This is a genomic window from Rhodobacter capsulatus SB 1003, from assembly GCF_000021865.1.
Lineage (GTDB): Bacteria > Pseudomonadota > Alphaproteobacteria > Rhodobacterales > Rhodobacteraceae > Rhodobacter > Rhodobacter capsulatus_B.
Genome location: NC_014034.1, coordinates 3,551,862 through 3,573,408 on the forward strand (window position 1 = coordinate 3,551,862; position 21,547 = coordinate 3,573,408).

Here is a 21,547-nt window from a genome sequence, read left to right on the forward strand (position 1 = left end):
AGGACGGCGCCGGGGCAGCCCCGGCACCGGAAGGTTCGGCGGGATCAGTGCAGCAGGCCCGGCCCGGCGGTGATCTCGGCGGCGGCGCGCAAGGGGGCGGCCGGGTCCGGGTCAAGCAGCGCCGCCACCGGCACCTCGGGGGCGACATCGCCCCAAAGCCGGGCGCCCGCGGGCGTGGCCCACCAGACCACCGGGCAAAGCCTTGTGCCGCAACACAGGCTGGCGGAGCCGCTGATGTCGAAATCCGCCCCCACCGGCGCCAGCGCAAGCGCCTGGCACAGCCGGTTCAGAAAGACGAGGCCGGGGCGGCAGGGCGCATCGGCATGGCGGCAGGTGCTGCAGCCCAGCACCCGATAGGGGGACAGGCCGGGCGGGGATCCTCCGTCAGCCATGGCGAAGCCCCCCGGGCAACGGACGGCGCCGATGCGCCGGAAAAGGGCCGCGCCGGGCCCCGGGGAAGGTCTTGTCTTTCGGCACCATACCGTTCCTTTGGCAGTGGGCCGGAAAGCGGTAAGGGGACAGGCCCCGGACAGACCGGGGCACCCTGCCTCCGGGCCCGCCGCCCGGGATGGTTTCGGCCTGGCAGGTCTCCTGGCTTGCGGCTCGAACGCCCCTTGCGCCTTCCCGATCCTGCGATCAGTGGCCGTGCTCGGGGCTTGCCGCTTACAGTTGCGGGGGCAGCGCCGGACTTGCACCGGCTTCCCTCTTCGTCCGCGGGATCAGCCGCGGAACCAAGGCCCGGGCAAGATGACCCCACGCCGCGCCACTGTCAACGGTCCGCGACGAAAGCCGCCTGCGGCGAAAACCGCGGACGACGGAAGCCGATTGACGCGGGCGGCGGCGGCTGGCACAACCAAGGCGGGATTGGTTCCCCGTTCATGCGGGGATGAAAAGGGAATGCGGTGCGCCGAACGGCAAACCCGCAGCTGCCCCCGCAACTGTAAGCGGCGAGCGACGGTCGAAGATGCCACTGGGGATGCCCCGGGAAGGCCGACCCGAGCCCGGACCCGCAAGCCAGGAGACCTGCCACCCCCCGGGCCAAGGCCCGGTTTCACCGGACGCCGGGGTGCGCGTCTGGCCCCCGGGGCCCGGCTTTCTGCCCGGCCCTCCGGGGCCACATCCCTTCGTCCTTTCGCGTCTTGCGGCCGGTTGCCCCGGACCGCGCCCCGGAAGGAAACGACCATGTTCTTGCACGGAAACCTGATGGCCGCCGCCCGCGCGCTGCTGTCGATCCCCCGCCCCGCCACGCCGGGGCTGATGGCGCATCTGCCCGAGACGGGCGGCGTCCTGACCCTTGCCCTCGGCGATCCTTTGGGCGGCGGCGCGGTGCTTGACCTTGCCGCGCCGCTTGCGGTGTTTCACCAGCACGGCGCCCGCCGCACCGATCTGACCTCCGGGCTGACGGCGGATCTGCTGCAGGGCGCGGGCAATGCCGCGCGCGCCTGGCGGACCCGGGTCGATCTGTCGGCGCCGGGGCTGCACCGGATCCACGCCGAGGCCCCGGTCGGGCGCGATCCCGAGGGCCGCGGGCTGGTGCAGCATGCGGCCGCCTGTTTCGTCCTGCGCGGCGCCGCGACCGCCACCCCCGAGCCGCTTGGCCTCGCCGTCGAGATCCTGCCCGACCTGCTCTCGCCCGGGTTCCTGCCCGGGATGCGGTTTTCGGCGCGGGTGCTGGCGCAGGGGCATCCGCTGACGGCGACGACGGTGCATCTGGAACGGGTCGGGGCGGAACCCGTCGGCACGCAGGTGCAAGCCCTGCCCGACCACGGGGCGCCGCTCTGGATCGTCGCCGAAACCGACCGCGAGGGCCGGTTCCGGGTCTCGCTGCCCGCGCCCGGGCTTTGGGCGATCACCGCGACGGGGCCGATCGGCTGGTCCGGGCTGCGGCCGGTGCGACATGTCACCACGCTTTGGCAGCGCTTCGGCAGCCCGGGCCAGGGCACGGGAAAGGAGAGCGAAGCCCTTGCAATGGCTTGGGAAACCGCCGCCGTCCGGCCCCCTCACCGCGAAGCCGCCGTGCCGGGGGAGGTCGCCCCGGTGCCGGCGCCCGAACCGCGGCCGCGGGAAAGCACCGCTTGACCTGCGGGGGGATTTCGTCTTGGTTGTGTCCCGTCCAAGTTCCGGCCTGCGGGTCGGATTGAAAGGGAACACGGAACGGCCCCCGGGCCCAGACCGTGGCTGCCCCCGCAACTGTGAGCGGCGAGCGACGTCGACATGCCACTGGGATTTCCCGGGAAGGCCGACGAAGCGAAGACCCGTGAGCCAGGAGACCTGCTTGGACGATCACCCACCCGGGCGCGAGGGGCGCCACGGGAGCGGTCTGTCCGCAGAGGTGAGCTGTCGCCGTCTGCGGAAAGCCCAGCTTTTCCGTGACATCTCTCATGCCGGGCCGTCTTGCCCGAACCGAAGGTCTGTCCGATGCCGCCTCTGTCGCGTCTTGCCCTGCTCTCTGCCGCTTTCGCCTCTGCCGCCGCCCCCGCGCTGGCGCAGGAGGAGATCACCGATCTGGACACGATTTCCGTCACCGCCTCCTCCGAGCCGGTCAAGCTCAGCCGCACCGGCGCGACCGTCACCGTCGTCACCGCCGAAGAGATCGAAAAGGCGCCGCTCGGCTTTGCCGATTACCTCTCCACCCTGCCCGGCATCACGCTGAGCGCGAACGGCGGGCTGGGCACCCAGACCTCGCTGCGGGTGCGCGGCCTGCCCGCCTATTACCTGGGCACCCGGATCGACGGCATCAACGTCACCGATGCCGCGAACCCGCAGGTGTCCTATTCCTTCGGCGGGCTGACCACCGCGGGCCTGTCGCGCATCGAGGTGCTGCGCGGCGCGCAATCGGCGCTTTACGGCTCAGAGGCGGTGGCGGGGGTGATCGACATCACCAGCTGGCGCCCCGAGACCGAGGGCAGCTCGGGCCAGGTCGCGCTTGAGGCGGGGTCGCGGGACACCCGCAGCGGCAGCGCCTCGGTCGGGCTGAAGACGGACCGGACCGAACTGGCGCTGACCGCCAGCCGCACCGTGACCGATGGCATCTCGGCCTATGCGCTGGGCACCGAGAAAGACGGGTTCAACGGCACGCAGATCAACGCCTCTGCCCGCCATGCGCTGACCGAAAGCCTGACGATCGGGGCGGCGGCGCTCGTGCAGGATACCTCTGTCGCCTTTGACAACACCGGCGCCGATGCCGACAACCGGTCCGACAGCCGCCTGCGCGGCGGGCGGGTCTTTGCGCAATTCGACACCGGCGCGGTCTGGCACGAGCTGTCGCTGGCCCGCGCCCGCACCGAACGCGATGTCCACGAATACGGCAGCGACACCCATTTCCTTTCCGACCGCGACACCCTTGCCTATGCCGGTCGCTGGTCGGCGCGGGACACGCTGTCGCTGAACTGGGGCCTTGAACACGGAAAGGACGATTTCTCCGTCGCCTCGTCCTGGTCCACCACGGCGAACGGCATCCGCACCACCGCCGCCTTTGCCGAGGCGCTCTGGTCGCCGCGCGCCGATCTGGACCTGTCGTTTGCGCTGCGCCACGACGATCACAATCTTTTTGGCGGCCATGACAGCGGCCGTCTGGCGCTGGCCTGGCGCCCGGATGCCGACTGGGTCCTGCGCGCCGTCGCCGCCACCGGCTTCCGCGCCCCCTCGCCCTATGAACTCTGGAGCAGCTACGGCAAGCCGACCTTCCAGCCCGAAACCAGCCGCAGCTTCGAAATCGGCGCCGAGCGGATGCTGGCGGGCGGCTCGATCTCGGCGACGCTGTTTGACACCCGGGTCGAGGATCAGATCACCTTCGACAGCAACACCTTTACCTATGTGCAGCAGGCCGGGACCACGAAAAGCAAGGGGATCGAGCTGGCGGGCAAGGCCGCGATCGGGGCGAACTGGTCGCTGTTCGGCGCCTATGCCTATACCGACGTGACGGTGCGGGAGGGCACGGCCGAACGGCGCGGGGCCCGGTCGCCGCGGCACAATCTGACGCTCGGTGTCGATGGCCGGATCGGCGCGCGGCTCGACGCCCGGTTCAGCGTCACCCATGTGGCCGGTCTGTGGGATGAATACGTGGATTATTCCAGCTTCCCCTATGCGACGATGCAGCAGAAGATGTCGGATTACACGGTGGCGACGCTGTCGATGTCCTATGCGCTGACCGAGACCGCCGAGGCCACCCTGCGGGTCGAGAACCTGTTCGACGAAAGCTATCAGACCGCGCGGAACTTCGGTCAGCCGGGACGGTCGCTTTACCTCGGGGTCCGCACCAAATTCTGACGGTGCCGCGCCGGAGGCGGGCCCTCCGGCGCGTTTTGGAATGGAATGAGATGACGGCGCAGCCAGCCCCCTTGCCGATCCGCCCGCCCGCCCGGCGGCGCCAGCGCCTTTGGGCCGCGGGGTTGGCGCTGCTCTCGGCGCTGGCGCTGCCCGCTGCGGCGGCGCCCGCCCGTGTCGTCTCGATCAACCTGTGCACCGATCAGCTGGCGATGATGCTGGCCGCGCCGGGGCAGCTTGTGTCGGTCACCCGTCTGGCCCGCGATCCCGCCGCCTCGGTGATGGCCGAAGCCGCAAGGGCTTATCCCGCGAACCGCGGTCAGGCCGAAGAGGTCTATCTGCTGCATCCCGATCTGGTGCTGGCCGGGCGTTATACCGCGCAGCCGACGGTGGCGATGCTGCGCCGCCTTGGCATTCCGGTGGCGGTCTTCGAGCCCGCCGACAGCTTTGCCGACATGCAGGCCGATATCGCCCGGATGGGTGCCTTGCTGGGCCGCGAGCCCGAGGCCGCCGCGATGGCCGGCGCTTTCGCCGCAAGGCTGGCGCGGATCCGCGCGGCAAGCCTGCCCGGGCCGCGGCCGCTCGCCGCCACCTGGTCGGCGCAGGGCTACATGTCGGGCCATCAAAGCCTGGCGGGCGAAATCCTGACCACCGCCGGCTTTGACAGTTTGGCCGCGCGGATGGGGCGGGCGCAGGGCAGCACCCTGCCGCTCGAGGCGCTGGTTCTGGCCGATCCCGATCTGGTGGTGACCGGGCGGATCGGCCCCGGGTCGTCGCGCGCCGAGGCACCGCTGACCCATCCGGCCCTGCGCGCGCTGACCGGCCGCCGCGCCGCCGTGGAAGACCGCGACTGGATCTGCGGCCTGCCTTCGGTTCTCGATGCCACCGAACGGCTTGGGGGAATGAAATGACCGAAAGACCGCTGCACATCGGGCTTGGGATGGCGCTGGTCGCGCTGTTTGTCGCCTCGCTGCTGACCGGCGTGGCCGAGGTGGCGCCGCTGACCGCGCTCAGGGCGCTTCTCACCGGGGGCGAGGGGCCTTTGGGCCTTGTGATGCGGGAAATCCGGCTGCCGCGGGCGATCCTGGCCGCGATGGTGGGGGCAAGCCTTGGGCTTTCGGGCGCGGCGATGCAGGGGCTGTTGCGCAACCCGATGGCGGAACCCGGGGTGATCGGCATTTCCGCCGCGGCGGCGCTGGGGGCGGTGATCGCGCTGCAGACCGGGCTTGCCGCCAGCTTCGCGCTGGCGCTGCCGCTGGCGGCGCTGCTGGGCGCGCTGATCGGCGTCGGTGCGATCCTGTTTCTGGCCGGGCGCGGCGGCACGCTGGCGCTGATCCTGGCGGGGATCGCGCTTTCGGCGCTGGCCTCGGCGCTGACCTCGCTGGTGCTCAACCTCTCGCCCAATCCCTTTGCCGCGCAGGATATCGTGTTCTGGATGATGGGGTCGCTGGCCGATTGTTCCTTTACCCATGTCGCGATCGCCGCGCCCTTCATGGCGGCGGGCGGCCTGCTTCTGGCCCGCACCGGCCGCGGCCTTGACGCGCTGACGCTCGGCGAGGAGGCCGCCGCCTCGATGGGCATCGACCTGACCCGGCTGCGGCTGGCGGTGATCCTGGGCACGGCGGCTTCGGTGGGGGCGGCGACGGCGGTGGCGGGGACGGTCGGTTTCGTCGGCCTTGTCGTGCCGCATCTGCTGCGCCCCCTTGTCGGCGCCAGCCCGGCGCGGCTTTTGCCCGCGGCGGCCTTGGGCGGCGCGGTGCTGGTGCTGATCGCCGATATCGCGGTGCGCAAGGTGCTGCCGGGGCAGGATCTGAAGCTGGGCGTTCTGATGGCGCTGGTCGGCGCGCCGGTGTTCCTGAACCTGATCTGGCGGATGCGAGGCCAGCCATGAGCCTGATGCGACTGGACAATCTGACGGTGCAGCGGGGCGGGCGGGTCAGCCTGCATCCGGCCAGCCTGCAGGCGGCCCCGGGCGAGTTCATCGGCCTGATCGGTCCGAACGGCGCGGGGAAATCGACGCTTCTGCGCGCGGCACTGGGGCTGATCGCGGCGCGGGGCCAATCCTCGCTGGCGCAGCTGTCGCCGCGCGCCCGCGCCCGCGCCGCCGCCTGGCTGCCGCAGCAGCGCGAGATCGCCTGGGGGCTGCGCGTCGCGGCGCTGGTGGCGCTGGCGCAAAACGGGCGCGAGGATGCGCCGCAGGTCGCCGCCGCCCTGGCGCGGATGGATGTGACGGCGCTGGCGCAGCGCCCGGCCACGGCGCTTTCGGGCGGCGAACAGGCGCGGGTGCTGATCGCCCGGGCGCTGGCGCAGGACACTCCACTTCTCTTGGCCGACGAGCCGATCGCGGGCCTTGACCCGGCGCATCAGATCGCCTGCATGGCGCTTTTCGCCAGCCTTGCCGCCGAGGGCCGCACGGTGATCGCCTCGGCGCATGATCTGGGGCTGGCGGCGCGGCATTGCACCCGGCTTTGGGTGCTGCATCAGGGCCGGATCGTTGCCGACGGCCCGCCGCGCGCCGTGCTGACCCCCGCGCTTTTGCGCGAGGTCTTCGCCATCCGCTGCCATCTGGCCGAGGCCGAGGGCGGGCTGATCGTGCAACCTCTGGCCGGGCTTGCGCCATGACGCCGCTGCAGGTCCGGCTGCAGCCGCCCTGGCTGGTCGTCGATCTGGGGGCGCCGCTGCAGGTCCTGTCCTTTGCGCCGCACCGGCCCGGTCTGGTCACCGCGCGCCAGATCGTCTGGCGCGAAGTGCGCAACGCCGATCTGCCGCCGGGGCTGGATGTCGGGCCGTGGTTTGCCGCCGTGCTGGCCGAGCGCGGGCTGCAGGATGCGGTGGCGATGCTGACCTCGCGCGATATCCGTCGCGTCACCCGCGCCAGCTGCACCGTGGCGGACTGGACGGTGGAGGTGCTGGCAACGGTGGGGCTGGGCAATGCGGAAGCGGTCGGGCACCGCCTGCCGCCGCGCGACCCTGAGGCCGCGGGCTATGGCACGATCAACCTGGCGCTGCGGATCGCCTCCACCCTGCCCGGCCACGGCCTGACGGTAGCCGCGCAGATCGAGGCGCTGAGCCTTGTGGCGCAGGCGCGCACGGCGGCGGTGATGGCGGTGGGGCTTGATCTGCCCACCGGCCGCGCCACCGGCACCGGCACCGACTGCATCGCCATCGCCGCAAGCCCGGGCCGTGAAGCCCATGCCGGGCTGCACACCGCGCTTGGCGAGGCGATCGGCCACGCCGTCCTGCAGGCCGTTGGCTGCGGCGCCCGCGACTGGATGGAAGAAAACCGGCGGCCCTGCGCCGGATAGAAAGCCGCGCCCGCCCGGCCGGGTCCGGTCCGCGGATCATATATTATAGTCCGGCGGGCGCGGAACTTTCGCCGGAGTTTCCGGCCCAAAAACGTCCAAGCCCCTGAAAACAGGGCAAAGACAGTCGCGGCCCCGCGACCGGATCATAGATAGCTTTCAAAATTGAGGCCGCGGCGGATTTGCGATCCCCTGACCGCGACAGCCAAGAGGATCGCCATGCACAGCACAGCCCAAGACCTTTATACCCTGCCGCTGATGGATCTTCTGTTCCGGGCGCAAAGCGTGCACCGGCAGAATTTCGACCCCAACCGCATCCAATGCGCCAAGCTTCTGTCGATCAAGACCGGCGGCTGCGGCGAGGATTGCGCCTATTGCGCGCAATCGCGGCGCAACGGCGCGACGCTGCCCGCCGCGAAGCTGCTGGAGGTGCAGAAGGTTCTGGCCGAGGCGCAAAAGGCCAAGGAGGCGGGGGCCACCCGCTATTGCATGGGCGCGGCCTGGCGCTCGCCCAAGGACCGCGACATGCCCGCGGTGCTGGCGATGGTCGAGGGGGTGAAGGCGCTCGGTCTGGAAACCTGCATGACGCTGGGCATGCTGGATGACAGGCAGGTGCGGCAGCTGAAGGCCGCGGGGCTGGATTACTACAACCACAATATCGATACGTCGGAGCGGTTCTACCCTTCGGTGATCTCCACCCACAGCTTTGCCGACCGGCTGGAGACGCTCGACCGCGTCCGCGCGGCGGGGATCAATGTCTGTTCGGGCGGGATCGTCGGCATGGGCGAGACGGCCGATGACCGCATCAGCATGATCCAGACACTGGCCGATCTGCCCGAGCCGCCGCAATCGGTCCCGATCAACATGCTGATGCCGATGGCCGACACGCCCCTGGCCGATGCCGCGCCGCTCGACCCGATCGAGATGGTCCGCACCATCGCCACCGCCCGCATCCTGATGCCGAAATCCTACGTGCGGCTTTCCGCCGGGCGCAGCGCGATGTCGGATGAATTGCAGGCGATGTGCTTCTTTGCCGGGGCGAATTCGATCTTTGTCGGCGACACGCTGCTGACCGCCGAAAACCCCGATGACAGCGCCGATGCCCGGCTTTTCGCCAAGCTCGGCCTGCGCCCCGAGGCGCCGCGGCCCTGCGGGGATGCGGCATGAGCCGGTATCCCCGTCATGCCGCGCGTCTGGCCCGGCTGGCCGAACGCGGGCGGGCGCGGGCGCTGACCCCGGCACGGGGGCTTGATTTCGCCTCGAACGATTACCTTGGCCTGCGGGCCTCGGCGGATCTGGCGCAGGCGGTGGCCGAGGCGCTGGCGCGCGGGGTTGCGGTGGGGGCGGGCGGATCGCGGCTTCTGCGCGGCAATGACCCGGAATTTGGCGCGCTGGAGCAAGAGGCCGCCGGTTTTTTCGGTGCCGAGGCCTGTCTTTTCATGGGCGGCGGGTTTCAGGCCAATCAGGCGGTCTCTTGCGACGCTGCCGATGGCGGGGATCTGGTGCTGCATGACGTGCTGATCCATGCCAGCGCGCATGAGGGGCTGCGGCTGGGCTCGGCCGAGGCACGCAGCTTTCGCCACAATGACGCGCAGGATGCCGCCGATCAGATCCGGCTCTGGCGGGCGGCGGGCGAGCGCGGCCGGGTCTGGATCGCGCTTGAGACGCTGTATTCGATGGAGGGCGATTTCGCCCCCGTGGACGATTTCGTCGCCCTTGCGCGGCGCGAAGATGCGGTGCTGATTTTGGACGAGGCGCATGCGACCGGGCTTTACGGCCGCGACGGGCGCGGTCTGGCCCCCGAGGCGGGCGATCTGGCGCTGATCGTCGTGCATACCTGCGGCAAGGCCCTGGGCGCGGGCGGGGCGCTGATCTGTGCCGATCGGGCGGTGATCGAGACGCTGGTGAACCGCGCCCGGCCCTTCCTCTATGCCACCGCGCCCTCGCCCCTGCTGGCGGCGGCGGTGCGGGCGGCCTTGCGGCTTTTGCCCGCGCGACCCGGGCTGCGCGCCCATGCGGCGGCGCTGCGGGCACGGGCGCGGCACCGTGCGGCGCAGATCGGCTGGGAGGCCGGGCAAAGCCAGATCCTGCCGCTGATCCTGGGCACGGATGCCGCCGCGTTGCAGGCCGCGCAGGCGCTGCACCAAGCGGGGTTCGATCTGCGCGCCATCCGTCCGCCGACCGTGCCCAAGGGCACGGCGCGGCTGCGGCTTTCGCTGACCGGCGGGCTGCAGGTGCCGGATATCGACGCGCTCTTCGACGCGCTGGCCAGCCTGCGGATCGGGGGGCTGCGATGACCTCTGCCTTGGTGATCACCGGCACCGATACCGGCGTCGGCAAGACCGTCTTCAGCGCCGGGCTGACGCTGGCCCTGCAGGCGACCTATTGGAAACCGGTTCAGGCCGGGCTGGAGGAAGAGACCGACCGCGAGACGGTGGCGCGGCTGACCGGCTGCCCGACCCTGCCCGAGGCCTATCGGCTGCGCAGCCCGGCCTCGCCGCATCTTGCCGCGGCGCGGGACGGGGTCGAGATCGCGCCGATGCCCCTGCCCGATCTGCCCGGCCCGCTGGTGATCGAGGCGGCGGGCGGCGCGCTGGTGCCGCTGGAAGGGCGCAGGCTTTACGCCGATCAGATGGCGGACTGGCAGGCGCCGGTGATCGTGGTGGCGCGCACGGCGCTTGGCACGATCAACCACAGCCTTTTGACGATCGAGGCGCTGCGCGCCCGCCGCGTGCCGGTGCTGGGCCTGGCTTTCATCGGTGCGGAGGTCCGCGACAGTCAGGACACGATCTGCCGTCTGGCCGGTCTGCCCTCGCTTGGCCGTCTGCCGCAGCTGCCCGATCTGAGCCGCGCGACGCTGGCCGCGGCCTTTCGCGGCATCGACCTGACGACGATCCGGGGGGCGCTGTGACCGACGATCTGGCCTTTGATGCCGCCCATGTCTGGCATCCCTACACGGCGCGGTTCACCGCCGCACCGCAGCACAAGATCGTCGCCGCCAAGGGGATCTGGCTGACGCTGGAAGACGGGCGGCAGATGATCGACGCGATGTCTTCCTGGTGGTGCGCGGCCTTCGGCCATGCGCCCGAACCGCTGGTGCGGGCGCTGCAGGCGCAGGCCGCGACCCTGCCGCATGTGATGTTCGGCGGGCTGACGCATCGCCCCGCCATCGAACTGACCCGCCGTCTGGTCAGGGCCCTGCCCGAGGGGCTGGATCAGGTTTTCTATTCCGACAGCGGCTCGGTCGCGGTCGAGGTGGCGGTGAAGATGGCGGTTCAGGCGCAGCTGGCGCAGGGGCGGCGCGGGCGCACCCGGCTGGCCACGGCGCGCGGCGGCTATCACGGCGACACCTGGACGGCGATGAGCCTCTGCGACCCGGAGGCCGGGATGCATGCCCATTTCGGAAGCGCCATCGCGCCGCAGCATTTCGTTGCCCGCCCGCCGGTGGCCTATGGCGCCGACTGGCCCGAGGACGACCGGCGGAACGGGCTGGCCGAGGTCGAAGCGCTGTTCGAGCGGCACGGCGCGCAGATCGCCGCCTTCATCCTCGAGCCCATCGTGCAGGGCGCCAGCGGCATGCATTTCCATCACCCCGCCTATCTACGCGGCCTGCGGGCGCTTTGCGACCGCCATGACATCGCGCTGATCTTCGACGAGATCGCCACCGGCTTCAGCCGCACCGGCAGCGATTTCGCGCTGCACAGGGCCGGGGTGGTGCCCGACATCCTCTGTCTGGGCAAGGCGCTGACCGGCGGCATGATGAGCCTTGCCGCGACGGTCGCAACCCGCGATCTGGCCGGGCGGGTGGGCGCCTTGATGCACGGGCCGACCTTCATGGCCAATCCGCTCGCCTGCGCGGTGGCAGCGGCGGCGATGGATCTGTGGCAAGGCCACGACTGGTCGGCCGAGGCCCGCCGGATCGAGGCGCAGCTGACGCAGGAGCTGGCGCCTGCACGCGGGTTTGCGGGCGTGGCCGATGTGCGCTGCCTCGGCGGCATCGGCGTGATCGAGATGAAAGCCCCCCTGCCGCTGGCGCCGATCCACCGCTTTTGCGCGCAAACCGGCGTCTGGCTGCGCCCCTTCGGCCGGGTTCTTTACGCGATGCCGCCGCTGACGATCGGGCCGGACGATCTGAGCCGCGTGACGGCCGCCATGCGCACCATCGCCGGGGGGCTGTGATGCGGGCAGACTGGTTGCAGCGGCGGGGCAGCGCGGATCTGATCCTGGTCTTTGCGGGCTGGGCGGTGGGGCTTGATCCGTTTCGGCATCTGAGCGGCGCGGCGGATGTTCTGGTGCTCTCGGATTATCGCGACGAGACCCTGCCCGAGGCGCTTTGGGCGCCCGGCAAGCGCCTGAGTGTCGTCGCCTATTCGATGGGCGTCGCCGTCGCCGCCCGGCATCTGCCGCGGCTGCGGCCCAAGCGGGCCGTAGCGATCTGCGGCGCCCCCGATCCGCGCGCGGTGATCGGCCCGGCGATCTATGACGCCACCCTTGCCGGGCTGAGCCCGCAAAGCCTTGGGCAATTTTCCCGCCGCGCCGGGGCCGCCGTCCCGCCCGGGGCCGAGATCCCCGCGCTGGCCGCCGAACTTCGCGCGCTGGCCGGCCGCCCGGCCGCCCCCGCCCCGGCCTTTGACCGCATCCTTGCCGCGACCGGAGACCGCATCTTTCCCCGGGCCGCGATGGCCGCTGCCTGGCCAGGCGCCGAGATCGACTGGATCGCGGGCGGCCACAGCCCCTTTGCGCGCTGGCGCGACTGGCAGGAGATCACCGGATGATCCCGCGCATCGCCGCGGGATTTGCCCGCCATCTGACAAGTTACGACACCGCCGCCACGGCGCAGGCGCAGATCGCCGACCGGCTGGCGGCCCGGATCGCGCCGCGGATCGCCCCCGCGGCGCGGATCCTGGAACTGGGCCATGGCACCGGGTTTCTGACACGCCAGCTTGCGCGGCTTGCCCCCGATGAGATCTGGCTCAACGATCTTGTCGCGCCGCTGCCCGAGATGTCCTGGCCCGCCGCGACGAAAGTGCAGGCGCTGCCCGGAGATGCCGCGGCCCTGCGCTTTCCCGCCGGGCTTGACCTGATCGCCTCGGCCTCGATGCTGCAATGGCTTGCCGATCCGGCGGCGCTTTTGCACCGGGCCGCGCAGGCGCTGCGCCCGGGGGGCATTCTGGCGGTCAGCAGTTTCGGGCCGGGGAATTTCCCCGAACTGGCCGGGCTGGGCCTGCCGCCCGGGGCGCCCGCCTATCGCGATGCGGCGGGGCTTTGCGCCGATCTGCCCGCGGGCATGCAGGTTCTTGATGCCTGGGACGAGAGCCTGCCGCGCGCCTTTCCCGATGCCCGGGCGCTGATGGCGCATCTGCGGGCGACGGGGGTGAACGGGCTGCGGGCGGGGCATCTGACGGTGCCGCGCCTGCGCGCGCTGATGCGGCAGATGAATCGGGCCGGGCCGACAACTTTGACCTATCGCCCGTCTTACTGTATTGCGCGCAGGTGCTGATCGGCCTTCGTGCCGCGAAAATCCCTTCGGTTCCCGCCTTTCATGCCCGTCTCGCCCACCCCGCAGCTGATCGCCGACGAAATCGCCCGCCGCATCATCCGCGGCGAGCTGAGCGCGGGCGAGCGTCTGCGACAGGATTATGTGGCGGCGGAATTCGGCGTCAGTCACGTTCCGGTGCGCGAGGCGCTGCTGAAGCTTGCGGCGCGCGGGCTGGTGGTGTCGCAGCACAACAAGGGCGTGCAGGTCGCGCCGCTTGACCCGCTGGCGCAGCGCGAGCTGAAGCTGATGCGTCTGGCGCTGGAGCCGCTGACGCTGCTGCATTCGGTCCCGCACCTGACCCCGGCGCAGGTGCGCGAGGCCGACCGGCTGCGCGAGGCCTGCGATCAGGCGCCGGACATCTACACCTGGGAAGAGATGAACCGCGCCTTCCACATGCAGATCTACGAGGCCTGCGAGATGCCACGTCTGCTGGAAACGGTCGAGAACATGCAAAATCTTGCGGCCCGTTACATCCTTGTCCACTATCGGTCGCGGTGGCGGCCGCGGATCGACACCGATCACCACGGCATCATCGCCGCGATCCGTCGCCGCGACGCCAAGGGCGCGGCCGCGATCCTCGAGCGCCACCTGCAACGGCTGAGCCAGGTGTTTGATCCCAGGGCCTGATCGGCTGGCGGATGTTGCCGCCACCGGCATCTCCGGCGCGACGGCGATCACCTGATCGGCCTTGTCCTCGCCCCCCTCGCGCGCGCGCCATGTCGCAAGGTCAAGCGGCACGAGCCTCGGCACCGGCAGCCGCCCCTCACCGCCCTGCGCGCCTTCGAGGCCGCGATCCGTCACGGCCGCATGACCCGCGCCGCCGAGGAGCTGGGCGTGACCCATGGCGCGATCAGCCGACAGGTGCGGCTGTTGGAGGACACGTTCGGCACGCCACTGATGATGCGCAGCCAAAGCGGCCTTGTGCCGACGGAGGCGGGCGCCGCCCTGGCCCGGCGCCTCTCCCGCGGCTTTCGCGAGATCGAGGCGGGCGTGGACCTGCTGCGGGCGGATGCGGGGGGCGTGCTCGATGTCTCCTGCCTTGGCACCTTCACCCTGCGCTGGCTGATCCCGCGGCTTGGCCGCTTTGCCACCGCCCATCCCGGCATCGAGGTGCGGCTCACGCAATCCGATGCGCCCTGCGATTTCAGCCGGGGCCGTTACGATGTGGCGATCCGGGTGACCGACCACGACTTGCCCGAGGGCGCCCATGTCACCCCGCTTTTTGCCGAGCGGTTCGGCCCGGTCCTCTCGCCCGCGCTGGCCGAGAGGCTGGCGCTGCGCGGCCCTGCCGATCTCTCCCGCGCGCCGCGCCTTTGGGCCCGCACCCGGCCCGGCGCCTGGGCCGATTGGGGCGCCCGCAGCGGCGTCGCGGTGCCCGAGGGCGGCACCGCTTATGAACATTTCTACTTCCTGCTCGAGGCCGCCGCCGCGGGGCTTGGCATAGCGATCGCCCCCGAGCCGCATGTGGCCGACGACCTTGCCGCGGGGCGGTTGGTGGCGCCCTTCGGCTTCCTGCCCTCGGGGCTTTCCTATGTGGCGGTCCGGCGGTCCGATGCCCCCCGAAAGGCCCGCGTCTTTTGCGACTGGATCGGCCGCGAAGCGGCGGGCTGAAGCCACCACCCCCGAAATTGCCGCACCGCAGATTCTTTTCTGTCACCGCCACGATATTTTCCCGTCACGACCCGGGCGCAGCGTGATAATGACCTCTGAACGGAAAGGTTCGCCGATGTTTTCTTTGGAAGGGCAAAAGGCGCTCGTCGTCGGAATTGCGAACGAACAGTCGATCGCCTTCGGCATTGCCCGGGCCTTGCGGGCACAGGGCGCCGATCTGGCCGTCACCTGGCTCAATGACAGGGCCGAGCCGCATGTGCGCCCGCTGGCGGAAGACCTTGAGGCCGAAATCATGATGCCGCTCGATGTCGCCGAGCCCGATCAGCTTGCGGCGGTGTTCGAGGCGATCGCGGACCGCTGGGGGCGGCTGGACACGCTGGTCCATTCCATCGCCTTCGCGCCGCGGGCCGATCTGCACGGGCGGGTCGTCGATTGCTCCTCCGAGGGTTTCGCGCTGGCCATGGACACCTCGGTGCATTCCTTCCTGCGGATGATCCATCTGGCCGAACCGCTGATGACGGCGGGGGGCACCTGTCTTTCGGTGTCCTTCTTCGGCTCGACCCGGGTGGTGCGGCATTACAACCTGATGGGGCCGGTGAAAGCCGCGCTGGAAAGCGCCGTGCGCTATGCCGCAGCCGAATTGGGCGAAAAGGGCATCCGGGTGCATGCGCTCTCGCCCGGGCCGCTGGCCACCCGCGCCGCAAGCGGCATCGATCATTTCGACGAGATGATGGCCGAGGCGGCCGAGCGCGCGCCCACCCATCAGCTTGCAACGATAGAGGATATCGGCGCGATGGCCGCCTTTCTGGCCGCGCCCGAAGCGAAGAACCTGACCGGCGGGATCCACGAGATCGACGGCGGCTATTCCATCACCGCCTGAGGAGGCCATCATGGTCAGCGTTTTCGATTATACCGATCCGGCCCGCGCCGATGCCCTGCCCGGCCCCGCCGACGACCTTCTGGGGCTGGCCCGGCACCAGATCGCCACGGCGGCGGCGGAGCTGGAGGGCACGGCCGAGACCGGCGAGATTCTGGCGACCGCGCTGCAGCGGCACGGCGGCCGGATCGTCCACAGCCATGCGGCCCGGCTGGGAGAGGCGATGCAACAGGCCGAAGCGATCATCGACGCCTTTCGTCAGAACGGCGAGAGCCGCTCGGTCTTCGAAGCCTGGGTCGAATATCAGCGCGACGCGGCCGAGCGGCTGGTGCTGAGCCTTGACGCGTTGCGCCGGCGCGGCGACATCTTTCTGGAGCACGAGGCCGAGGGCTGCCCGCCGGTTCTGGTCTATGAGACCGAAAAGGTGATGGATGGGCGCGACCTGCCCCTGCCCTCGAACTACGTGCTGTTGCGGATCCTGCCGCCCGAGGGCGTGCAGATCGACCCGCGCCGTCGCCCCTATGTGATCATCGACCCGCGCGCCGGGCATGGCCCCGGCATCGGCGGCTTCAAGACCGACAGTCAGGTGGGCGTGGCCCTGCGCGCGGGCCATCCGGTCTATTTCGTGGCCTTCCGCCGTGCCCCCGAACCGGGGCAATTCCTGTCCTATGTCACCCGCGCCGAGGCCGCCTTCGTGCGCGAAGTGATGCGCCTGCATCCGGAAAGCGCCCGTCCGGTGGTGATCGGCAATTGCCAGGGCGGCTGGGCGAGCCTGTTGCTTGCCGCGATGAACCCCGATCTGACCGGGCCGGTCGTCATCAACGGCGCCCCGGTCGCCCCCTGGTCGGGCCGCGTCGGCGAAAATCCGATGCGTTACAATGCCGGGCTGGCGGGCGGCACCTGGATTCCGATGATGCTCTCGGATCTGGGCGGCGGGGTGTTTGACGGCGCGCATCTGGTGGCGAATTTCGAGCTGCTCAACCCGTCGCGCACGCTTTTCCGCAAATACACCGATCTTTACCGCGACATCGACACGGCCGAGGCGGCATTCCTTGATTTCGAACGCTGGTGGGGGGGCTTCTTCCTGCTGGCCGAGCCCGAAATCCGCTGGATCGTCGAGCAGCTTTTCGTCGGCAACCGGCTGGTGAAGAACGAGGCCCGGATCGAGCCCGGCCGCCCGGTCGATCTCAAGGCGATCCGGGCGCCGATCATCGTCTTTGCCAGCCACGGCGACAGCATCACGCCGCCGCAACAGGCGCTGAACTGGATCGTCGCGACCTATGCCGATGTCGCCGAAATCCGCATCCGCGGCCAGCGCATCGTCTACATGGTGCATGAGGAAGTCGGCCATCTGGGCATCTTCGTCTCATCGAAGATCGCCAATCGCGAACATTCCGAGGTTGCCTCGACGCTGAAGACGATCGAGGCCTTGGCCCCCGGGCTTTACGAAATGACGATCGAGGATGTGACCGAAACCGACGGGCGCAAGCATTTCACCGTGGGCTTTTGCGAACGCACGCTTGATGACATCCGCGCGCTTGACGACGGGCAGGCGGACGAACGGCCCTTTGCCGCCGTCGCCCGGGTCTCCGAGGTGCAGGCGCAGCTTTACGAAACCCTGCTGCGCCCGGTGCTGCGCAGCCTTGTCACCGAAACCTCGGCGGAACTGAGCCGGGCTTTGCATCCCGAACGGCTGTCGCGGGCGCTGATCTCCTCGCGCAATCCGGCCACGGCGCCGCTGCAAAAGGCGGCCGAGCAGGTCCGCAAGGTCCGCACCAAGGCGCATCCCGCCAATCCGTTTCTGGCCGCCGAGGCGCTTTGGGTGCAGGGCACCGAGCAGATGATCGACTTCTGGCGCGACAGCCGCGACATGGCGGCGGAACTGGCCTTTCACAGCCTTTGGGGCAACCCCTGGGCACGGGCCTTCGGCGCCAAGCACGAATCCCGCCGCACCCTGAAAAGTCAGGAAGAATTGCGGGCCCTGCCCGAGGTCGTCGCGGCGCTGCATGCAATCGAGCAGGGCGGCTTCGTCGAGGCGGTGATCCGGATGCTGGTGCTTTTGGCCGACACCCGCGGTCAGGTGCGGCGCGACCGGCTGGAACGCTCGGCCCGGGTGCTGACGCGCGACGCGCCCTTCCGCGGCCTTGGGGCCGAGCAGCGCGCGCTGATCATCCATCAGCAGACCCTGATCGCCACTTTCGAGCCCGACCGCGCGGTCGAGACCCTGCCGAAGCTTCTGCCCGGGGCGCAGGACCGGGCCTTGGCGCTGCGGGTGGTGCGCTACATCCCCGGCGCGGTGGCGGAAATGTCGCCCGAAACCCAAGCGATGCTGGCGCGGTTCGAGGCCGTGCTGGGGCTGGAGCCGCTGAGCGGCGACGTGACCGAGGACCCGCTTTCGCTGCCGCCCCCCGTTCCCCTGCCCGCCGCGTCGTCTCCGCAGATGTCGGATGCGCTGCCCGTGGCCCTTGCGCCCCTTGCCCCCCGGCCCGAGCTTGGCGCAGCCCCTTCCGAACCCGATGCCACCCCCCGCCCGGCCCGTCGCGGCAGCCATGGCGCGGCCCCGCAGGAGCGCAAACCATGACGCAGGCGATCCTCACGCTGAATGCCGGCTCCTCCTCGCTCAAGCTCGCGCTTTATCCGCTGACCGGCGACCGGCCGATGGCCACGGGTCTGGTCGATGCGATCGGCCCCGCGGCGGTCTTTCGCCTCAAGGGGCCGTTCGGGCAGGAGATCCCCACCGTCGCGGGCGATCTTTCGACGCATGCAGCCGCGCTGCAAACCGTCGTCGCCAGCCTGCGCGGCACGCATCCCGATCTGACGCTGCTGTGCATCGGCCACCGCGTCCTGCATGGCGGCGATCATTTCAGCGCCCCGGTCACGGTGACGGAAGACATCCTGGCGCTGCTCGACCCCCTTGCCGCTTTCGCGCCGCTGCACCAGCCGCACAATCTGGCGGGCATCCGCGCCGCGATGGCGGCCTTTCCGGGGGTGCCGCAGGTCGCCTGTTTCGACACCGCCTTTCACCGCCATCACCCCTGGGTCAACGATGCCTTTGCCCTGCCGCGCGCCTTCTATGATCAGGGCGTGCGGCGCTACGGCTTTCACGGGCTGAGCTACGATCATGTCGCCACGCGCCTGCGCGAGATCGCGCCGCAGCTGGCCGAAGGCCGGGTGGTGGTGGCGCATCTGGGCAATGGCGCCTCGATGTGCGCGCTGCAAGACGGCCGGTCGATCGCTTCGACGATGGGGTTCACGGCGCTCGACGGGCTGCCGATGGGCACGCGCTCGGGCCAGATCGATCCGGGGGTTCTGCTTTACCTGATGCAGCACCGCGGCATGAGCGGCGACGAGATTTCCGACCTGCTCTATCGCCGCTCGGGGCTTTTGGGGATTTCCGGCCTTTCAAGCGACATGCGGGCGCTCGAGGCCGCGAACACGCCCGAAGCGCGGCAGGCGATCGACTATTTCGTCTTCAGCGCCCAGCGCGAGCTGGGGGCGATGGCGGCAGCGCTGGGCGGGATCGACGCGCTCGTCTTTTGCGGCGGCATCGGCGAAAACTCGCGGCTGATCCGCGAGCGGATCTGCGAAAGGCTGGGCTGGATGGGGATCGAGATCGACCACCTCCGCAACAGCGCAAACGCGACGGTGATTTCCTCGGATTTCGCCCGCACCAGCGTGATGATCATTCCGACGAACGAAGAGCTGGTGATCGCCCGCGCCGCCCGCGCAGCGCTGGGCATCGGCGAAAGGAGCGTGGCATGAAGGGCGCGCTGACACCCGAGACGGTGGCAGAGCGCCCCCCAGCTTCTGCCGCGTTTCCTCGACCGCCACGACGACGCGGCTCATCCTCTCGGGATCGATCCGGGTGATGCAACCGATGCGGAAACTCTCGATCATCGCCAGCTTGCGCGGATAGATCAGGACGCCGCGCGCCGTCATCGCCGCATAAAAGCGTGCGACATCAAAGGCCGTATCGGCGGGCGACGGGAAGGTGACGATGATCGGCGGCATCCGGGCCTCGGGCAGAAGCGTCTCGACGGGGGATGTCCTTCATGCGCTCTCTCGGGTTTCGAAAGTCTGGATCAGCGAGGGCAGATCGGCCACGGTATCAATGACATGCATGGCACCCGCGGATTTCAGCGCCGCCCTTGCGCGGCGGCGGATCTCGTTGCGCCGCGCCTCGGGCAGGGCCGCCATCTCCTGCGCCGTCAGCCCGGCATAGTTGCCCGACAGCGTCACCGCCACGGTGATGCAGCCCGCGGCCACCCCTTCGGCGATGCCGGGTTCGGTGTCGTCCACTTTGATCACCGCACGCGGCGGATGCACCGCCAGATCGGTGAAGCACTTGTACATCATCAGCGGCCCCGGCCGCCCCTCGGGCAGGTCATCGGCGCTGACCAGCGTGTCGGGCACATAGCCCTGCGCCGCGGCCACCGGGCTGACCTCGGCCATGATCGCGCGGGTATAGCCGGTGGTGGAGCCGATCCTGATGCCGCGGCCGCGCAGCCACGCCACCGTCTCCAGCGCCCCGGGCACCAGCGTCGCATGCCCGGCCGCCGCTGCGGCAGTCATCGGCACGAAGACATCATGCAGCCGTTGCACAGCCGCCGCATCGGGGGCCGCCCCCTGCGCCGCCTGCCAGCGCGCGGCGATCTGCGGCTCGGCCAGCATCGCCGCGATATGATCCCATTTGCGCAGCCCCATCGGCTTTCTGGCATCGGCGGCGCTGACGGTGACGCCGAATTCGGCGAAGGCCCGCACAAAGGCCCCCACCGGCGCCAAAGAGCCGAAATCGACCATCGTTCCGGCCCAGTCAAAGACGACCGCCTTGATCCTGCCCATCCTGCCCCCGCTCAGCCCATGGCGTTCCGGACAAGGGGGACATCGTTTCATGGCAGTCAGATGACGCGACGCCGCGGCGCAACCGCGCATGCCGGGGCGACGCCGTCATCTTGGCGACATGAAATTGTTACATTAATCCCGTTGCGGCGGCGGATCCTGTTGTTGCATTGTCGTTGCATTTGCAGGAGGCCGCGATGGGCAAGACCAAGGAAAAGAAGAAGGAAAGCCAATTGGTGATCCGGGTCGAGAAGGCGGAAAAGACCGCGTTCCTCACCCTGTGCGAGGCGCTCGACACCAGCGCCGGGCGCGAGCTGCGCCGGTTCATGCGCGCCTTCGTCGCGGCAAAATCCGCGCAGATCGAGGAGGACGCGACCGCGAAAATTGCGGCCGACGCGCCGAAGAAGGCGAAAAAGGCGCGGACCGCCGAACCGGCCGAGGCCCCGATGGAAACCGGAGCCGCGGAGACCGGCGCCGGGAAACCGGCTCCTGACGGAAGCGATGCCGCGGCGCAGGACCCGGCTGCCGCAGATTCGGCCCCCGCCGCGGCAAAGCCCCGCAAGCGCGCCGCGAAGGCCCCCGCAGGCAGCCTCTGAGCCGCCGCAAAAGCGTGCCGATTTTGCAAGCGGGGGGTTTCCCCGCACATAAGATCGGCACGCTTGCAAGCGAAGACCTGTCTTTTGGACGGCCGGACCATTTGTCGCGGATGGTCTAAAAGTCTCTTTCTGGACAGATGCTTGAACCTGGCCCTAGAGTTTGCGAAGGGGTGGCGAAACGGTTCAGTTCAGTTGGTGGGGTCAGATGAGAAAGCCGCGGCCTTCGGTTGCCGACCTTGTGGCGCGGTTTGCGCGCCTCACGAAACTCGACATGGAAAAGGCGATCGGCGCGGACGCCGTGGGGATGCTCGTGCGGCTGAAGGAGGAGACCTCCGCGCTGGATGAAACCGAATGCGTGATCGTCGAGCTCAAGCGCGATGGCCGGATTTCGGCGCGCAGGATGGCCGAGCTTTTGCGCCGTCACCAGAAGGAATGCCTGCGCCGCCGCTAGCGCCGATCCTTTGAACAAGACCGTCATGTCGCCGCGCTATGCCGTGCTGAGCTCTTCCCCGACTCT

General features: G+C 69.9%; 21 protein-coding genes and 3 riboswitches. Of the genes, 19 read left to right on the plus strand and 2 right to left on the minus strand.

Annotation, left to right across the window (positions count from 1 at the left end):
- Nucleotides 1-44: 44 nt before the first annotated feature.
- Complete coding sequence (locus tag RCAP_RS16580; RefSeq protein WP_013069052.1) at nt 45-392, minus strand: hypothetical protein; 348 nt, start codon at nt 390-392, stop codon at nt 45-47.
- A 172-nt stretch (nt 393-564) separates the two neighbouring features.
- Nucleotides 565-751: riboswitch (cobalamin riboswitch) on the minus strand.
- 114 nt (nt 752-865) lie between these two features.
- A riboswitch (cobalamin riboswitch) is annotated at nt 866-1,029 on the plus strand.
- A gap of 153 nt (nt 1,030-1,182) precedes the next feature.
- Between RCAP_RS16580 and RCAP_RS16585 the strand changes: the two genes are divergently transcribed.
- From RCAP_RS16585 to RCAP_RS16665, 17 genes are all read left to right on the plus strand, one after another.
- Nucleotides 1,183-2,079 carry a DUF4198 domain-containing protein gene (locus tag RCAP_RS16585; RefSeq protein WP_013069053.1) on the plus strand — a complete coding sequence of 299 codons (897 nt, stop codon included), beginning with the start codon at nt 1,183-1,185 and terminating at the stop codon, nt 2,077-2,079.
- Between the two features lie 19 nt (nt 2,080-2,098).
- A riboswitch (cobalamin riboswitch) is annotated at nt 2,099-2,293 on the plus strand.
- Nucleotides 2,294-2,418: 125 nt separating this feature from the next.
- Nucleotides 2,419-4,269, plus strand: coding sequence for a TonB-dependent receptor plug domain-containing protein (locus tag RCAP_RS16590; RefSeq protein ID WP_013069054.1), 1,851 nt, complete (start codon nt 2,419-2,421; stop codon nt 4,267-4,269).
- A gap of 50 nt (nt 4,270-4,319) precedes the next feature.
- The gene (locus tag RCAP_RS16595; protein WP_013069055.1) at nt 4,320-5,177 is read left to right on the plus strand and encodes an ABC transporter substrate-binding protein; all 858 of its coding nucleotides are present in this window, start codon (nt 4,320-4,322) and stop codon (nt 5,175-5,177) included.
- Nucleotides 5,174-6,157 carry a FecCD family ABC transporter permease gene (locus tag RCAP_RS16600; RefSeq protein WP_013069056.1) on the plus strand — a complete coding sequence of 328 codons (984 nt, stop codon included), beginning with the start codon at nt 5,174-5,176 and terminating at the stop codon, nt 6,155-6,157. Before RCAP_RS16595 ends, RCAP_RS16600 begins: the two co-directional genes overlap by 4 nt.
- A complete protein-coding gene (locus tag RCAP_RS16605; protein WP_013069057.1) occupies nt 6,154-6,888 on the plus strand; it encodes an ABC transporter ATP-binding protein in 735 nt (244 codons plus the stop codon). The genes RCAP_RS16600 and RCAP_RS16605 overlap by 4 nt, the downstream gene beginning before the upstream one ends.
- Nucleotides 6,885-7,571, plus strand: a complete 687-nt coding sequence (locus RCAP_RS16610) for an adenosylcobinamide amidohydrolase (RefSeq protein ID WP_013069058.1) — start codon at nt 6,885-6,887, stop codon at nt 7,569-7,571. The genes RCAP_RS16605 and RCAP_RS16610 overlap by 4 nt, the downstream gene beginning before the upstream one ends.
- A gap of 216 nt (nt 7,572-7,787) precedes the next feature.
- Complete coding sequence (gene bioB, locus RCAP_RS16615; RefSeq protein WP_013069059.1) at nt 7,788-8,735, plus strand: biotin synthase BioB; 948 nt, start codon at nt 7,788-7,790, stop codon at nt 8,733-8,735.
- On the plus strand, nt 8,732-9,865 hold the full coding sequence (locus tag RCAP_RS16620; RefSeq protein WP_013069060.1) for an 8-amino-7-oxononanoate synthase: 1,134 nt from the start codon (nt 8,732-8,734) through the stop codon (nt 9,863-9,865). Before bioB ends, RCAP_RS16620 begins: the two co-directional genes overlap by 4 nt.
- The gene (bioD, locus tag RCAP_RS16625) at nt 9,862-10,479 is read left to right on the plus strand and encodes a dethiobiotin synthase (protein ID WP_013069061.1); all 618 of its coding nucleotides are present in this window, start codon (nt 9,862-9,864) and stop codon (nt 10,477-10,479) included. The genes RCAP_RS16620 and bioD overlap by 4 nt, the downstream gene beginning before the upstream one ends.
- On the plus strand, nt 10,476-11,747 hold the full coding sequence (gene bioA / locus RCAP_RS16630; protein WP_013069062.1) for an adenosylmethionine--8-amino-7-oxononanoate transaminase: 1,272 nt from the start codon (nt 10,476-10,478) through the stop codon (nt 11,745-11,747). Before bioD ends, bioA begins: the two co-directional genes overlap by 4 nt.
- A complete protein-coding gene (locus tag RCAP_RS16635) occupies nt 11,747-12,343 on the plus strand; it encodes a pimeloyl-ACP methyl esterase BioG family protein (protein WP_013069063.1) in 597 nt (198 codons plus the stop codon). The genes bioA and RCAP_RS16635 overlap by 1 nt, the downstream gene beginning before the upstream one ends.
- The gene (locus RCAP_RS16640; RefSeq protein ID WP_013069064.1) at nt 12,340-13,068 is read left to right on the plus strand and encodes a methyltransferase domain-containing protein; all 729 of its coding nucleotides are present in this window, start codon (nt 12,340-12,342) and stop codon (nt 13,066-13,068) included. The genes RCAP_RS16635 and RCAP_RS16640 overlap by 4 nt, the downstream gene beginning before the upstream one ends.
- Before the next feature lie 42 nt (nt 13,069-13,110).
- Complete coding sequence (locus RCAP_RS16645) at nt 13,111-13,734, plus strand: GntR family transcriptional regulator (RefSeq protein ID WP_013069065.1); 624 nt, start codon at nt 13,111-13,113, stop codon at nt 13,732-13,734.
- A gap of 144 nt (nt 13,735-13,878) precedes the next feature.
- Entirely contained in the window at nt 13,879-14,718 is an 840-nt protein-coding gene (locus RCAP_RS16650) for a LysR substrate-binding domain-containing protein (protein WP_031321637.1), read from the plus strand.
- 115 nt (nt 14,719-14,833) lie between these two features.
- Nucleotides 14,834-15,598, plus strand: coding sequence for an enoyl-ACP reductase FabI (gene fabI, locus RCAP_RS16655; protein WP_013069067.1), 765 nt, complete (start codon nt 14,834-14,836; stop codon nt 15,596-15,598).
- Nucleotides 15,599-15,608: 10 nt separating this feature from the next.
- A complete protein-coding gene (locus RCAP_RS16660; RefSeq protein ID WP_013069068.1) occupies nt 15,609-18,176 on the plus strand; it encodes a DUF3141 domain-containing protein in 2,568 nt (855 codons plus the stop codon).
- Complete coding sequence (locus RCAP_RS16665; RefSeq protein ID WP_013069069.1) at nt 18,173-19,357, plus strand: acetate/propionate family kinase; 1,185 nt, start codon at nt 18,173-18,175, stop codon at nt 19,355-19,357. The genes RCAP_RS16660 and RCAP_RS16665 overlap by 4 nt, the downstream gene beginning before the upstream one ends.
- 288 nt (nt 19,358-19,645) lie before the next feature.
- Here the strand turns inward: RCAP_RS16665 and phnX are convergent, their stop codons facing one another.
- Nucleotides 19,646-20,437, minus strand: coding sequence for a phosphonoacetaldehyde hydrolase (gene phnX, locus RCAP_RS16670; RefSeq protein WP_013069071.1), 792 nt, complete (start codon nt 20,435-20,437; stop codon nt 19,646-19,648).
- A 194-nt stretch (nt 20,438-20,631) separates the two neighbouring features.
- Between phnX and RCAP_RS16675 the strand changes: the two genes are divergently transcribed.
- Nucleotides 20,632-21,030, plus strand: coding sequence for a hypothetical protein (locus RCAP_RS16675; protein WP_013069072.1), 399 nt, complete (start codon nt 20,632-20,634; stop codon nt 21,028-21,030).
- A gap of 205 nt (nt 21,031-21,235) precedes the next feature.
- Nucleotides 21,236-21,481, plus strand: coding sequence for a hypothetical protein (locus tag RCAP_RS16680; protein ID WP_013069073.1), 246 nt, complete (start codon nt 21,236-21,238; stop codon nt 21,479-21,481).
- Nucleotides 21,482-21,547 lie beyond the last annotated feature (66 nt).